Source organism: Clostridium sp. 19966, from assembly GCF_032335695.1.
In the GTDB taxonomy this organism is placed as follows: domain Bacteria; phylum Bacillota; class Clostridia; order Clostridiales; family Clostridiaceae; genus JACTOJ01.
On sequence record NZ_JACTOJ010000034.1, the window covers coordinates 1 to 12,624 of the forward strand.

At 33.9% G+C, this 12,624-nt stretch carries 14 protein-coding genes; 9 read left to right on the forward strand and 5 right to left on the reverse strand.

Annotation, left to right across the window (positions count from 1 at the left end; translation table 11 throughout):
• Positions 1 to 82: 82 nt before the first annotated feature.
• A complete protein-coding gene (locus IAI10_RS22025; RefSeq protein ID WP_315675473.1) occupies positions 83 to 418 on the reverse strand; it encodes a helix-turn-helix domain-containing protein in 336 nt (111 codons plus the stop codon).
• Between the two features lie 151 nt (positions 419 to 569).
• Between IAI10_RS22025 and IAI10_RS22030 the strand changes: the two genes are divergently transcribed.
• Positions 570 to 1,400 carry a protein-ADP-ribose hydrolase gene (locus IAI10_RS22030; protein WP_315675474.1) on the forward strand — a complete coding sequence of 277 codons (831 nt, stop codon included), beginning with the start codon at positions 570 to 572 and terminating at the stop codon, positions 1,398 to 1,400.
• Complete coding sequence (locus IAI10_RS22035) at positions 1,357 to 2,226, forward strand: NAD-dependent protein deacetylase, SIR2 family (RefSeq protein ID WP_315675475.1); 870 nt, start codon at positions 1,357 to 1,359, stop codon at positions 2,224 to 2,226. The genes IAI10_RS22030 and IAI10_RS22035 overlap by 44 nt, the downstream gene beginning before the upstream one ends.
• Positions 2,227 to 2,268: 42 nt before the next feature.
• On the opposite strand, the gene IAI10_RS22040 is transcribed toward IAI10_RS22035, so the two are convergent.
• On the reverse strand, positions 2,269 to 3,513 hold the full coding sequence (locus IAI10_RS22040) for an ATP-binding protein (RefSeq protein ID WP_315675476.1): 1,245 nt from the start codon (positions 3,511 to 3,513) through the stop codon (positions 2,269 to 2,271).
• Position 3,514: 1 nt separating this feature from the next.
• Complete coding sequence (locus IAI10_RS22045; protein WP_315675477.1) at positions 3,515 to 4,192, reverse strand: response regulator transcription factor; 678 nt, start codon at positions 4,190 to 4,192, stop codon at positions 3,515 to 3,517.
• A gap of 205 nt (positions 4,193 to 4,397) precedes the next feature.
• Here IAI10_RS22045 and IAI10_RS22050 point away from each other — a divergent pair, with 205 nt between their 5' ends.
• Entirely contained in the window at positions 4,398 to 6,761 is a 2,364-nt protein-coding gene (locus IAI10_RS22050; protein WP_315675478.1) for an ATP-binding cassette domain-containing protein, read from the forward strand.
• Between the two features lie 139 nt (positions 6,762 to 6,900).
• On the opposite strand, the gene IAI10_RS22055 is transcribed toward IAI10_RS22050, so the two are convergent.
• The gene (locus tag IAI10_RS22055; RefSeq protein ID WP_315675479.1) at positions 6,901 to 7,365 is read right to left on the reverse strand and encodes a methylated-DNA--[protein]-cysteine S-methyltransferase; all 465 of its coding nucleotides are present in this window, start codon (positions 7,363 to 7,365) and stop codon (positions 6,901 to 6,903) included.
• Between the two features lie 133 nt (positions 7,366 to 7,498).
• Between IAI10_RS22055 and IAI10_RS22060 the strand changes: the two genes are divergently transcribed.
• A complete protein-coding gene (locus IAI10_RS22060; protein WP_315675480.1) occupies positions 7,499 to 7,882 on the forward strand; it encodes a MerR family transcriptional regulator in 384 nt (127 codons plus the stop codon).
• Entirely contained in the window at positions 7,866 to 8,666 is an 801-nt protein-coding gene (locus IAI10_RS22065) for a carboxymuconolactone decarboxylase family protein (protein WP_315675481.1), read from the forward strand. The genes IAI10_RS22060 and IAI10_RS22065 overlap by 17 nt, the downstream gene beginning before the upstream one ends.
• Here the strand turns inward: IAI10_RS22065 and IAI10_RS22070 are convergent.
• Complete coding sequence (locus IAI10_RS22070; RefSeq protein WP_315675482.1) at positions 8,663 to 9,010, reverse strand: helix-turn-helix domain-containing protein; 348 nt, start codon at positions 9,008 to 9,010, stop codon at positions 8,663 to 8,665. The two genes, IAI10_RS22065 and IAI10_RS22070, sit on opposite strands and share 4 nt — an antisense overlap.
• 128 nt (positions 9,011 to 9,138) lie before the next feature.
• On the opposite strand from IAI10_RS22070, the gene IAI10_RS22075 reads away from it, so the two are divergent.
• From IAI10_RS22075 to IAI10_RS22090, 4 genes are all read left to right on the forward strand, one after another.
• Positions 9,139 to 9,531 (forward strand): pyridoxamine 5'-phosphate oxidase family protein, encoded by a 393-nt coding sequence (locus IAI10_RS22075; protein ID WP_315675483.1) that lies wholly within the window; start codon positions 9,139 to 9,141, stop codon positions 9,529 to 9,531.
• Positions 9,532 to 9,623: 92 nt separating this feature from the next.
• On the forward strand, positions 9,624 to 10,550 hold the full coding sequence (locus tag IAI10_RS22080) for a YafY family protein (RefSeq protein ID WP_315675484.1): 927 nt from the start codon (positions 9,624 to 9,626) through the stop codon (positions 10,548 to 10,550).
• A gap of 73 nt (positions 10,551 to 10,623) precedes the next feature.
• On the forward strand, positions 10,624 to 11,199 hold the full coding sequence (locus IAI10_RS22085; RefSeq protein WP_315675485.1) for a GNAT family protein: 576 nt from the start codon (positions 10,624 to 10,626) through the stop codon (positions 11,197 to 11,199).
• 107 nt (positions 11,200 to 11,306) lie between these two features.
• Positions 11,307 to 12,608 carry a B12-binding domain-containing radical SAM protein gene (locus IAI10_RS22090; protein WP_315675486.1) on the forward strand — a complete coding sequence of 434 codons (1,302 nt, stop codon included), beginning with the start codon at positions 11,307 to 11,309 and terminating at the stop codon, positions 12,606 to 12,608.
• Positions 12,609 to 12,624 lie beyond the last annotated feature (16 nt).

Below are 12,624 nucleotides of genomic sequence, written 5' to 3' on the forward strand. Positions count from 1 at the left end.
TTAATTATTATCCATTTTTTAAAAATTATTCATGGATAATTTAGTGGTTATTCTTTTTTTCTTTTTTTAGGGTCAATTGACCCTAAAAATTGGTTTTCAGAATAGCCTTTTCTTTATACTGTTTTCCCCAAGTAACCATGGAGTCAAGTATTGGTTTTAAGCTTAATCCGTCTTCAGTAAGAGAATATTCAACTTTAGGAGGCACCTCTGCATAGACTTTCCTTTTTATTAAGCCATCTTCCTCCATTGATCTTAGCTGTTGAGTGAGAACTTTTTGGCTTATGGAACCTATGGCCTTTTTTAATTCTCCAAAACGTTTAGTGCCAGAAATAAGTTCTCTTAAAATTAGAACCTTCCACTTATCGCCTATCAGTAAAAGAGTTGTTTCAACAGGACAAGCAGGCAAATCTTTTTTCATATAAATTGGACCTCCATAAAAATAATATTAAAATTAATAGTTACTTTAGGGTTACTACAGCACTTTTAAGTGCTTACTTGCAAATATATACTAATGAACCTATTATATAATTAACCTTAACGAAAATCAATTTGTTTTGGAGGAGATTATCTTGGGAAAAGAAGAATTAGTAAATGAGCTATTGATATATTTAATCAGCGAAAATAAAGAACTAGGGAAAGTTGATGTCCCTAAGGATTATTCGAATAAAAGAAAGCTTTTGAGAGCAGTTATGAATGTGAGAGAACCAAAGGCAATATCTCCTGAAATACTTAAGCTTCAGGATGAGCTTTTGTCAAAAGAAAATAAGGATAAGAATATAATTAGTCCATATGACTTGTTAACTGTAGGTGAAGTATTTAAAGAAACCAAAATACCTTTTGAAGATAAAATTATACTCTGGCAGGGTGACATTACCACAATTAACGCAGATGCCATAGTTAATGCAGCAAATTCTAAAATGCTTGGATGTTTTGCACCCTTACATAGGTGCATAGACAACGCTATTCATTCTGCAGCGGGAATTCAACTGAGACTGGAGTGCAGAGAATTAATGGAAAAGCAAGGGAAGGATGAGCCTACTGGAAGGGCTAAAATCACGGGAGCTTATAATCTTCCAAGCAAGTATGTGCTGCATACTGTGGGACCTATAATTTATGATGCTCTTACAGAGGAAGACTGCGGATTATTAGCTTCCTGTTACAGTTCCTGCCTGGAGGAGGCAAAAAAACATGAGGATATTAAAACTGTAGCCTTTTGCTGCATATCCACAGGAGAATTTAGATTTCCAAAGGATGAGGCTGCTAAAATTGCAGTTGAAACTGTGAGCCGCTGGCTTGAAAACAACAGAGATGTATTAGACAGGATTATTTTTAATGTATTTACTGTGGAGGATTATGATGAATACTCAAAATTATTTGGAGAATATAAAAGCAGCTTCTGAACTTATTAAGAAAGCAGACTATATTATTATAGGAGCAGGGGCCGGACTATCAGCTTCCGCGGGTTTAAATTATGGTGACAGTAAGCTCTTTAAAAAATGGTTTCCTGAACTTGAGAAAAGAGGCCTAAAAACCATAGGTTACGCGATTTCTACCTATTGGCAGGCCAATGATAATAATAGAACTGCCTTTTGGGCTTACTGGGCAAGTCATATTAAAAAAATTAGATATGATTCCCCAGCAGGCAAAGTATACCTTGATTTATTAGATATGATGAAGTATAAAAACTATTTTATTATAACTACAAATGTGGATAGTCAATTTAATAAGGCAGGTTTTGATGAGCAAAGAATGTTTACCCCTCAAGGAAACTACGGATTATTTCAATGTGATAAGCCTTGCTGCCAGGAGATTTTTGATAATGAAGAAATGGTTAAAAAAATGGTGGATAATATGAACGAAGAAAAGTTTCTTGTAAGGGAAGAGGATATACCTAGGTGCCCTCACTGCGGCTCTTACCTAGCTAAAAATCTTAGAGTGGATAATACTTTTGTAGAAGCACCTCATATGGAGAAACAAAAGGATTATGTGGATTTCATAAATCAATCTGTGCAAGGGAAGCTGCTGCTTCTGGAATTAGGCATTGGCTTTAATACACCTTCTATAATAAGATGGCCCTTTGAAGGAATAGCAAAGGAGCATCCAAGTGCAAAGCTTATTCGAATTAACATGAATTATCCTGAAGTGCCTAAGGAAATAGAGAATAAAAGCTTGAGTTTTAGTCAAGATATAACAGAAACTATTGAAGCCATTAAGAAATATATATAATAGTTAATTATTAAAGAGAAGCTAATGATATAACAGTTAAATTTAGCTTCTCTTAATGTTTTTATGGAAGATGTTTGCAATGGGAAAATTAATGAGAAATTCTGCACCATTTCCTTCAGCGCTAAAGGCCTTAATTGTTCCTCTATGTTCTTTTACTATACACTTAGCTATAGACAAGCCTAATCCAGAGCCCCCCTGATTTCTGGAGCGGGCTTTATCCACTCGGTAGAATCTTTCAAAAATCTTATTTATAGATTCCTTTGGTATCCCTTCGCCAGTGTCCTTTATTAATAGCTTATAGAAGTATTCATCTTTAAAAAAGAGCATATTAATCTTTCCGCCAGGAGGAGTATGCTTTAAAGCATTGTCTAATAATATATTTACAAGCTGAAGAATCCTTCCTTCATTTCCATTAATAATTATGTTGGGCTCTATGCTGAAATTTAAGGTTACTTCTTTTTTAGCCGAAAGAGGAGTAAAGCTTTCATAGCTTTTAATAAGGGTATCACTTATATTAAAATCATACATAGGCATTTTTTCTTCTTCAGCCCTGGCAAGGAAAAGCAAGTCGTCTACAAGCTTTGTCATTCTTTTTATTTCGCCTTGTATATTATTAAGCCATTTAGCTTGGCTAAGTACAGTCTTATCTTCATTTTCTATTACTATCTCCAGATTAGAATTAAGTACTGCAAGAGGGGTCCTTAGTTCGTGTGATGCATCTGCTATGAAAGCAGTTTGCTTTTCCCAGGAATTTTTAATTGGTATCATAGCTTTATTGGCTAAATACATACTCAAAATAAAAACTAAGGCTAAGCTTAATAATCCAATTGCAAAGGAAGAAACTACAAGAGATTTTTGAATATTTAGTGCCATGCTGTTATCTAAAAATACTATTATATAGCCATAGTTTTTAGATTGTTTCAAAAATCTAAGCTTAAAATGCTTATATTCAATATTACCCATTTGAGTTTTTTTACTAAGAACTGCATTTTTTAATTCCTCGATTTCCTGCTTTGAAATATTTGAAGCAGAGGAATAGTCTAAAATATTTTTTTTATGATCTATTTTTATAAAAAAGCTATTGAAGAATATTTTGTTAAAGCCTTTTCCTGCATCTGAGGAAATAGCTAGGCGTTCTTCATTAGCCATATCTGTTATGATAGCAGAAGATTGCTGGTTTATTGCGTGAGACATCATGAAGTAGAGTCCGGAAAAAATCATCACCAGCACTATGGTAAGGGCGGTAACATTGATCATTATTAGTTTTAATTTTAGTTTTTGAAACATATCATTCTACCTCTTTTAAACAATAGCCTCGTCCACGTATTGTTTCTATAATTATCTCAGAAGCTGATTCACTAAGCTTTTTTCTTAAATATGATATATAGACCTCAATATTATTGAGTTCAATATCGGATTGAAACCCCCAAATTCTATCAAGAAGAAGTTCTTTAGTTATAACTAGATTTTTATTTTTCAGCATTATTTCTAATACCTGCGATTCTTTAGAAGAGAGTTTGGTAATGTTTCCGCCTACTGATATTTCGCATTTTAAAGGATTAAAACTCGTATTCCCAATTATAAATTCTTCATTAGCTATTTCGTCGGTTTGACGTCTTGAAAGAGCTCTTATACGAGCCAATAGCTCGTCCTTAGAAAAAGGTTTTATAAGGTAGTCATCCGCACCGCTATCTAGACCTTCTATTCTATCCTTGATGGAGTCTTTCGCGGTAAGTATAAGTACAGGAGTTGCGATGTGCTTCTTCCTAAGGCTCTTTAGTACCTCTAGGCCTTCTTTTAAAGGAAGCATACGGTCAAGAATTATCACATTGTAGATATTTGTTTCCGCAAGCTTTTCACCTTCCAAACCATCAAAGGCAGCATCAACTATATAGTTGTTCTTTTTCAAGGTATATACAAGTGCTTCTGAAAGATTTACTTCATCTTCTACTAATAATATTCTCAAAATATATTTCACCACCTTAAAATTCAATTGTATATATTATAGCCTAATATGCTTAAAATTAACTTAAAACAGAGCCCAAAAAACATTAACATAAAATTAATAATTAACTTAAGGAAAGTTTAAGGTAAGGCATTTAAGATAAAACTAATAAATGTTATACTTTTAGAACACAAAGGAAGTATGAACCACTGAAAGGAGTATTTATATGTTGCAATTAAAAGACATATCAAAGAGCTATACCACGGGAGACTTTACTCAAGTTGCTCTTAACAAGGTAAATCTGAATTTTAGGAAAAGTGAATTTGTAGCAATTCTAGGGCAAAGCGGGTCTGGTAAAACAACTCTTCTTAACGTAATTGGAGGACTGGATAAATATGATACTGGAGATCTTGTTATAAATGGTAAGTCAACAAAGAAATTCAAAGATAGGGATTGGGATGCCTATAGAAATAATAGTGTTGGCTTTGTATTTCAAAGCTATAATTTGATTCCTCACTTAAGCATTGTTGACAATGTTGAAATGGGAATGACCTTAAGCGGAGTCCCTAATAAAATAAAACATAAAAATGCCATAGAGGCCTTGGAAAAGGTGGGACTTAAGAACCATATTCATAAGAAACCAAATCAATTATCAGGAGGACAGATGCAGAGAGTAGCAATTGCTCGTGCGCTTGCTAATGATCCAGATATTATTTTAGCAGATGAACCTACTGGTGCTCTAGATACAGAAACAAGTGAGCAAATCATGAATCTTATAAAAGAGATAGCTAAGGATAAATTAGTTATCATGGTTACTCATAATCCAGAGCTGGCGGAAAGATATGCTACCAGAATAGTTAAATTTTCAGATGGAGAGGTAAAATCAGACACTCATCCTCTTGAAGATCATGAAATAACTTCAGAATATAGGCTGAAAAAAACCAGTATGAGCTTCATTACTGCTTTGAAGTTATCGGGTAAAAATATTATTACAAAAAAATGGCGTACAGGTATTACTGCCTTTGCTTCCAGTATAGGTATAATCGGTATTGCACTTGTTTTATCCTTATCTAACGGCTTTAATAAGCAGATAAATGATTTCGAATCCGGCACACTTTCTAATTATCCTATTACTATTGGGAAGACAGCCATGAAGCTTGAGCCTGGTAAGTCTTCTTCAGGCAAGAATGTGACCTTGGAAAAATATACGGATAAAAAAGTTATATATTCTCATGATTCTTCAAAGGATAGCACTTCCCATACAAATACACTTACGGATAGTTATATGCAGTATTTAGATAAAATGGATAGTTCTCTGTTAGAAGGGGTTTCCTATACCAGAAGTATAAACATGAATATCCTAAAGAAAACAGGAGATAAAGCTACATTATTAAATACTCAAAAAATAAATTTGTCCTCTTATCCAAGCAACCCTAGTGGTAAGAACAGTAATTATCTAAAGGATTATTACGATTTGCTTCAAGGCAGCTATTCAACAAGCAGCACAGATCTTTTGCTTGTGGTAGATGAATATAACAGACTGGATACTTCAATGCTAAAGGAGCTTGGAATAGATGTTGAAGATGGAAAGAGTACAGATTTTAGTTCTATTATAGGAAAAGAATATAAGCTTATAATGAATAATGACTATTATACAAAATCAGGGAATGTATATGCAGTGAATGGAATACCTACGGATTTATCAAAAATGTATGACAGCAGTAAAGCTATAACATTGAAAATTACGGGCATAATTCGTATAAAGAAGGATTCAAAGGTGACTTCACTTTCCTCAGGAGTTATTTACTCTGATGATTTAGCCCAGCGCTTCATTAAGGATGCAGCTGATTCAGAGGTGGTAAAAGCTCAAAAGAATGCGGATTATAATGTATTAACCGGAGGCATGCTGGCCGATAGCTCAGAAAGCGGTAACACAAGAAATAATATGAATCCGGGAATGGCTTCTATGGGTGTGGCTGCAGCACAGACCAAAGAAAGCGTATTAGAAGAGCTCGGAGCCACAAGTATACCTACAGCTATCTCTTTATATCCTACCAGTTTTGATGCTAAGCAAGATATAAAAACTTATTTAGATAAATGGAATAATGGACTTAGTGATAAAGATAAAATAGAATATACGGATATGTCAGCTATTATAACAAACTTATCTGGAAGTATCATGAATGGAATCACTCTTGTTCTTGTGGCTTTCGCAGCCATATCTCTTGTGGTTTCAATGATTATGATAGGTATCATCATATATATTTCTGTTCTTGAGAGAACAAAAGAAATAGGAGTGCTGAGAGCTTTAGGTGCAAGGAAAAAAGATATCTCTAGGGTTTTCAATGCGGAAACCTTCATTATCGGATCATGCTCAGGCTTGCTTGGAATAGGAATTGCATACCTTCTTACTTTCCCAGCTAACTCTATAATTTACAAAGCTACAGAGCTTAAAAATGTGGCACAGCTTAATCCGTTACATGCAATTGCACTGGTTTTAATAAGTATTGTACTAACTATGATTGGAGGAATTATACCTTCAAGAATGGCAGCTAAAAAAGATCCAGTGGTGGCACTTAGAAGTGAATAATTCTCATTACTGAAGGCAATTTTAAATCTGTGTTGAGAATCAAATAAAAAAGAGATTCATCTGAATATGGTGAATCTCTTTTTAATATAGGCGAAGTTCTAAAATAATGTTGATAAATGCCTTGATACTCTTGCGTAAATTACTTTGAATTTTCAAGCTTAAGTAAATGCTCTTTTATATCTAAGCCGCCGCCGTAGCCTACCAGTTTCCCATTTGCACCTATCACCCTGTGACAGGGAATAAATATAGGGATTGGATTTCGGTTATTAGCCATACCAACTGCACGGGAAGCCTTTGGATTACCAACAGCTTTGGCAATTTCACCATAGCTGCGAGTTTCACCAAAGGGTATGTCCTGCAAGGCTTTCCATACTGATTGCTGAAAATCAGTGCCTATAGGCAAAAGTGGAAGTTTAAAGGCTTTTCTCTTACCAGAAAAGTACTCCTCCAATTGGCTGTGAGCTTCTTTGATTAAAGCTGTTTCATTGATTTCAAAGCCATTTGGCATAGTTTCTTTGATAAAATATAAATTAGTAATTTCACTTCCATTATCAGTTATAGCAATTCTGCCTATCTCGGTATCATAAAAATATATATTTTCCATGGCAAGCCTCCTGCAATTCTTGGTTTTAGTATAATTATAGCATATAACATTTTTTAAAATATAGGCAATCTATCATATTTTTCTTGACTTAAAGCGCACTTTAAGTGCTATTCTTCAATTAAAGGAGGGAGTTATGTTGGAACTGGAGATAAATGAAGTATCTAAATTAACAAAACTAAAGCCTCATACTCTTAGGTATTATGAAAGCATAGGATTAATTAAAGATATTAGAAGAAATTCGGCTGGGAAGAGAGTTTATACAGAAGAGGATTTGAAATGGCTTGAAGTGATAAATAGGCTTAGAGCTACGGGCATGAATATAAGGGAGATGCAGGAGTATGCAAGATTAAGACATATGGGAGATGAAACTGTAACGGAAAGAAAGAACATTATGAAGGAACACTTAGCTTTCATTGAAAGTGAAATTGAAAAATTAATTGAAGCTAAAGCTTATGTTGAGAAAAAAATTGAAATCTATAGTGAAATGGAGGAAAAGATAAATGGAAGAGGAAAGTAGATTAGAAAGAGGCTATAGAAAATTAAAAGAGGTGGATGGAAAAGCAGGAGAGGCGGTAAAAGAAAGTTTAAGCGATATATCACCGGATTTAGTAAAATATATGATAGAGTATTCCTTTGGAGATGTATACTCAAGAGAAGGCTTGGGCTTAAAATCCAAAGAAATTGCAGTAGTTGCTGCTTTGACGGCGCTTGGGAATGCCAGACCTCAGCTTAAGGTTCATATAAATGGAGCTTTAAATGTTGGATGCTCTGTAAATGACATTAAAGAAGTAATAATTCAAATGACTGCATACTCAGGCTTCCCAACAGCTATAAATGCTATGAATGCTTTAAAAGAGGTTTTAGAGGAAAGAAAAAGTGAAGGAATAGAGGACTATGCTGGTGAAGAATGTACTAACGAGGTTTCACCTATGGAAAGATATCAGGCGGGGGTAAGGGAATTATCACAATTAGATAAAAATCAAGCCAAGCTTCTTGAAGATACCTATAAAGATTTTTCACCTGCTCTTACAAAACTAATAATACAAAGTTATGCAGATATTATCGGAAGAAATAATTTAAGCAAAAGATATAGGCAGATTGCCACTATTGCAGCACTAACGGCTCTAGGAAATGCTGAGCCACAATTAAGGTTTCATATAAATTCAGGACTTAATGTGGGCTTGACGGAGGAGGAAATAAAAGAAATAATGCTTTTGATGACAGTGTATTCTGGTTTCCCCTCCGCAATAAGTGGAATGAATGTTTTAAAAAATATTTTAAGAGAAAGAGTACAAATTTAGGCTTGATTTTTAGATTTTAATAATTCCTCGCCGTATTTTGCCAGCTCATCCAGCACTGGAAGAAGCTTTTTACCAGTTTCGCTTAAGCAGTAATCTACATGAGGAGGCATTTCATTGTATTGAAATCTATTAATGATGCCTTCTTGTTCCAGTTCCTTAAGAGAAGTTGATAGCATCATATTAGTAATTCCTTCAATACTTTTTTTTAATTCGTTGTATCTAAGAGTACCATTTTTAGACAGTACCCAAAGTATAGGAAGCTTCCATTTACCATCTATAACTTTTACAGCGTAGGCTACAGGACAAAAGGTGCTCTGCGGTGAAAAAGTGACCATATCTTTCATTGAATTACCTCCATTAGTAATAAAAATCTTACTTAGTCATAAAATACTGCATACTTGTTATTTCCTTATCAATACTTATAATTATACCATAGGGAATAATAATATAGATATACATGGAGGGTATTGTAATGAATGAAGTTATAGAATTTCTTAATGAATGTGGAGTATTTTTTGTATCAACAGTAGAGGGGGATCAGCCTAAGGTTAGACCTTTCAGCTTTGTTATGGAATATGATGGAAAGCTTGCTTTTGGTACGAACAATAAAAAACCAGTTTTTCAACAGTTAACTAAAAATCCAAATGTTGAAATTTCAGCATGCAAGGGTGGAAAATGGATACGTCTAAGTGGTAAGGCTGCATTCTGTACTAGCGTAGAAAGCAAGACTAAAGCTTTAGAAGCAATGCCAGGACTTAAACATATGTATTCTGTAGATGATGATATTTTTGAAATATTTTATCTAGAAGATGCAGTTGCTAATTTCTTTTCAATGAAGGGTGAAAATAAGACTATAAAATTATAATTGGTGATTGAAAGCCTGAATAATCCGTGGTGGTTATTCAGGTTTTTTTATATGCTATAATGAAATATATTATTAATTGCAGCAGGTGTGATATGAAAATTGATAGATTACTAGCAATTACAATTTATTTATTAAATCATAAAAAAGTAAGCGCAAAGGTTTTTGCTGAAAAATTTGAAGTTTCTATTAGAACTATTCAGAGGGATATGGAAGCCTTATGTGAAGCAGGAATTCCGGTGGTTTCTTCCCTAGGAGCTGAAGGAGGGTATGAAATCCTCCAGGGCTTTAGGATGGAGAAACAAATAGCTAAGAAGGAAGATTATTCATACATAATTACTGCTTTGCAGGCATTAACTTCTGCTTACAATAGCCCCAAATTAGATTTAACTCTTGAAAAAATTAAAGCAATTCAGCAAGACAATGAAATAGATAGTAATATGCTTTTAGATTTTAGTGTGTTAAGAGAAGATAAAGCTATAAATTATAAATTAGAAATATTAGAGAAGGCTATTGCGGAAAAAAGGATAGTTGCTTTTTCATATACCAATGGGGAGAATATGAAAAGTGTGAAAGAGGTTGAGCCTATAGCCGTTAATTACAGGTGGTATGCTTGGTATCTGCTGGCCTATTCCTTAGAAAAACAAGACTATAGATTATACAAGCTTATTCGCATGGAAAATCTTAAGATGACTGCTGGAAATATGCGAGTATGCCATGAACCAGCTAGTGTGCTTTTGCGAAAAAGCTATGAAAAAGATACTAGGAAATATATAGACATTAAACTTTTATGCAAAGAGGAAGTAAAGGTTAAGGCTGCTGAGTATTTAAGGGGAGATATTGAAAAGGAATATGAAAACGGAGACTTCATAATGAAGCTTCACCTTCCTGAAAGTGAAGATTTATGGTTTGGCACGCTGCTCTCTTTTGGCAGCCTGGTTACAGTGCTGGAGCCTAAAGGGCTAAAAGAAAAAATTTGCAATAGATGCAGAGAAATTTTAGATTTATATTATAATCTATGACATATAGCTGTCGCAAATCCTCTGGTATACTCTTTTTGAACAAATTATTTACAGGAGAAAGGGGATTTTTAATATGACTCAGGATATTTATAAAATATGTCCAACCTATAAAAATACATTAATAACCTTAAGGAAAACTAAAATAGAGGATGCAGATAGGCTTCTCAAATGTTATTCAGATGAAAAAGCAGTACCTTTTTTTAATTCTGATAATTGTCATGGAGATAATTTTCACTATACAACAAAGGAAAGAATAGAGGAAGCAATTAAGTTTTGGGAGAGTTCCTATTCTAATGGATATTTTATACGTTGGACAATAATTTTAAATAGTACAAAGGAGATAATAGGAACCATAGAAATGTTTCATAGGTATGCAGAGGATAAATTTAATCACTGCGGAATTTTAAGAATGGATCTTCAAAGTAAGCATGAAAAGCAGCAGATAATAGAAAGTATACTGTCAGTGGTTAATGAATTTTTTTATGAAGCCTTTCAGGTGAATACCATACTTACTAAATGCATTCCTGCTGCAAAAGAGAGAGCAACTTCTTTAAATAATGCGGGATATAAATCGATCAATGAAAAATTTATGATATATGATGATTATTATTCTAGAGAAAATACAATATCTTGTGTTACTATTGAGTAATATAAAATAAAATATAAAGCTAAACAATATGTTTTTATTGTTTTTCAATAAGAATATATTGTTTTTTACTTTTGATGGGTATATAATCCAGGTATGGGAGGTGTATTATGAAGAAGAAAATACTTTTAATAACGCCTGAGAATAAAGAGATAAATAAATTTAGAAAAAGGCAGTTCAATAATTTTATTCAGATAACCATGCCCTACTTAGCTGCCTTTATAGACGAAAGCAAGTATGAAATAACCTTGGTGGATGAATATAATCAAAAAATTCCTTTTAAAGAAAGCTTTGATTTGGCAGCTATAACTGTGAATACTTCAAATGCAACTCACTGTTATGATATAGCAAAACAGTTTAGAGAAAAGCAGGTTAAAGTGGTGATGGGGGGACCTCATGCAACCTTGCTGCCTGAGGAGGTAAAGAAAAACTGCGACTACATAATGGTGGGTGAGGGAGAAATAATATGGCCGAAATTTCTAGAAGATTTCTATGAAGACAAAGCTCAGGAACAATATATTTGCGAGGATGTGCCAGAACTTAAAAACATACCTGCGGCTAGAAGAGACTTGATTCACAAAAGGCGATTTACAAAAGGTGCTGTCATTTCCTCAAGAGGCTGCCCTTACAAGTGCAGCTACTGCAATTTAAAACAAATATACTGTGAACCCTTTAGAACCAGACCAATTGAAGAGGTGATTGCTGAAATTAAAACTATAAAAAACAAATACTTTGTGTTTTGGGATGATAATTTTTGGGGTGATATTAATTTTGCTAAAAGCCTGCTGTTGGAATTAAAGAAGCTTAATAAAAGATGGGCTGCCCAGGTAACTCTGGAAAGATGCAAGGATGAAGAATTACTGAAATTAGCTAAAGAGGCAGGATGCGTGTATCTCTTTGTAGGCATAGAATCTTTTTCAAAGGATAGCCTGGGAAGCGTAAATAAAGGTATAAATGATGTGGATAAGTATAAGGGCTTGATAGATAAAATTCATAAGCATGGTATTTGTGTACAGGCAGGCATAATATTTGGATTTGATACGGACAAAAAGGATGTATTTGAAAAGACGCTGGAAGCCTGCAATGAATTAGGCATAGATGGAGTAACTGTAAGCATATTAACTCCTCTTCCTAAGACACCTATTTATGCTAAATTAAAAGAAGAAAACAGACTATTAACTGAAGATTGGAGTTATTACAACGGGAAAACCAGGGTGGCTTTTCAGCCTAAAAATATGACTGAAGAGGAGCTGTTTCAAGGCTATATGTGGTTTAGAAAACACTTCTACTCCTTTAAGTCTATATACAAAAGAATGAAAAAATCTAGAGCAAATACCGTCTATAATTTGGCTATAAACATAGGTTACAAGCTTAGCCTCAGTGGCACTAGAAAAAACCATGTTTTAAAATAGCTGAAAAATAAGGCTC

What these genes read in the sequence shown, in the direction of transcription:
- IAI10_RS22025 (WP_315675473.1), bottom strand. Translation starts at nt 418, where the DNA reads ATGAAAAAAGATTTGCCTGCTTGTCCTGTTGAAACAACTCTTTTACTG.
- IAI10_RS22035 (WP_315675475.1), top strand. Translation starts at nt 1,357, where the DNA reads ATGAATACTCAAAATTATTTGGAGAATATAAAAGCAGCTTCTGAACTT.
- IAI10_RS22040 (WP_315675476.1), bottom strand. Translation starts at nt 3,513, where the DNA reads ATGTTTCAAAAACTAAAATTAAAACTAATAATGATCAATGTTACCGCC.
- IAI10_RS22050 (WP_315675478.1), top strand. Translation starts at nt 4,398, where the DNA reads ATGTTGCAATTAAAAGACATATCAAAGAGCTATACCACGGGAGACTTT.
- IAI10_RS22055 (WP_315675479.1), bottom strand. Translation starts at nt 7,365, where the DNA reads ATGGAAAATATATATTTTTATGATACCGAGATAGGCAGAATTGCTATA.
- IAI10_RS22060 (WP_315675480.1), top strand. Translation starts at nt 7,499, where the DNA reads ATGTTGGAACTGGAGATAAATGAAGTATCTAAATTAACAAAACTAAAG.
- IAI10_RS22065 (WP_315675481.1), top strand. Translation starts at nt 7,866, where the DNA reads ATGGAAGAGGAAAGTAGATTAGAAAGAGGCTATAGAAAATTAAAAGAG.
- IAI10_RS22070 (WP_315675482.1), bottom strand. Translation starts at nt 9,010, where the DNA reads ATGAAAGATATGGTCACTTTTTCACCGCAGAGCACCTTTTGTCCTGTA.
- IAI10_RS22075 (WP_315675483.1), top strand. Translation starts at nt 9,139, where the DNA reads ATGAATGAAGTTATAGAATTTCTTAATGAATGTGGAGTATTTTTTGTA.
- IAI10_RS22080 (WP_315675484.1), top strand. Translation starts at nt 9,624, where the DNA reads ATGAAAATTGATAGATTACTAGCAATTACAATTTATTTATTAAATCAT.
- IAI10_RS22085 (WP_315675485.1), top strand. Translation starts at nt 10,624, where the DNA reads ATGACTCAGGATATTTATAAAATATGTCCAACCTATAAAAATACATTA.
- IAI10_RS22090 (WP_315675486.1), top strand. Translation starts at nt 11,307, where the DNA reads ATGAAGAAGAAAATACTTTTAATAACGCCTGAGAATAAAGAGATAAAT.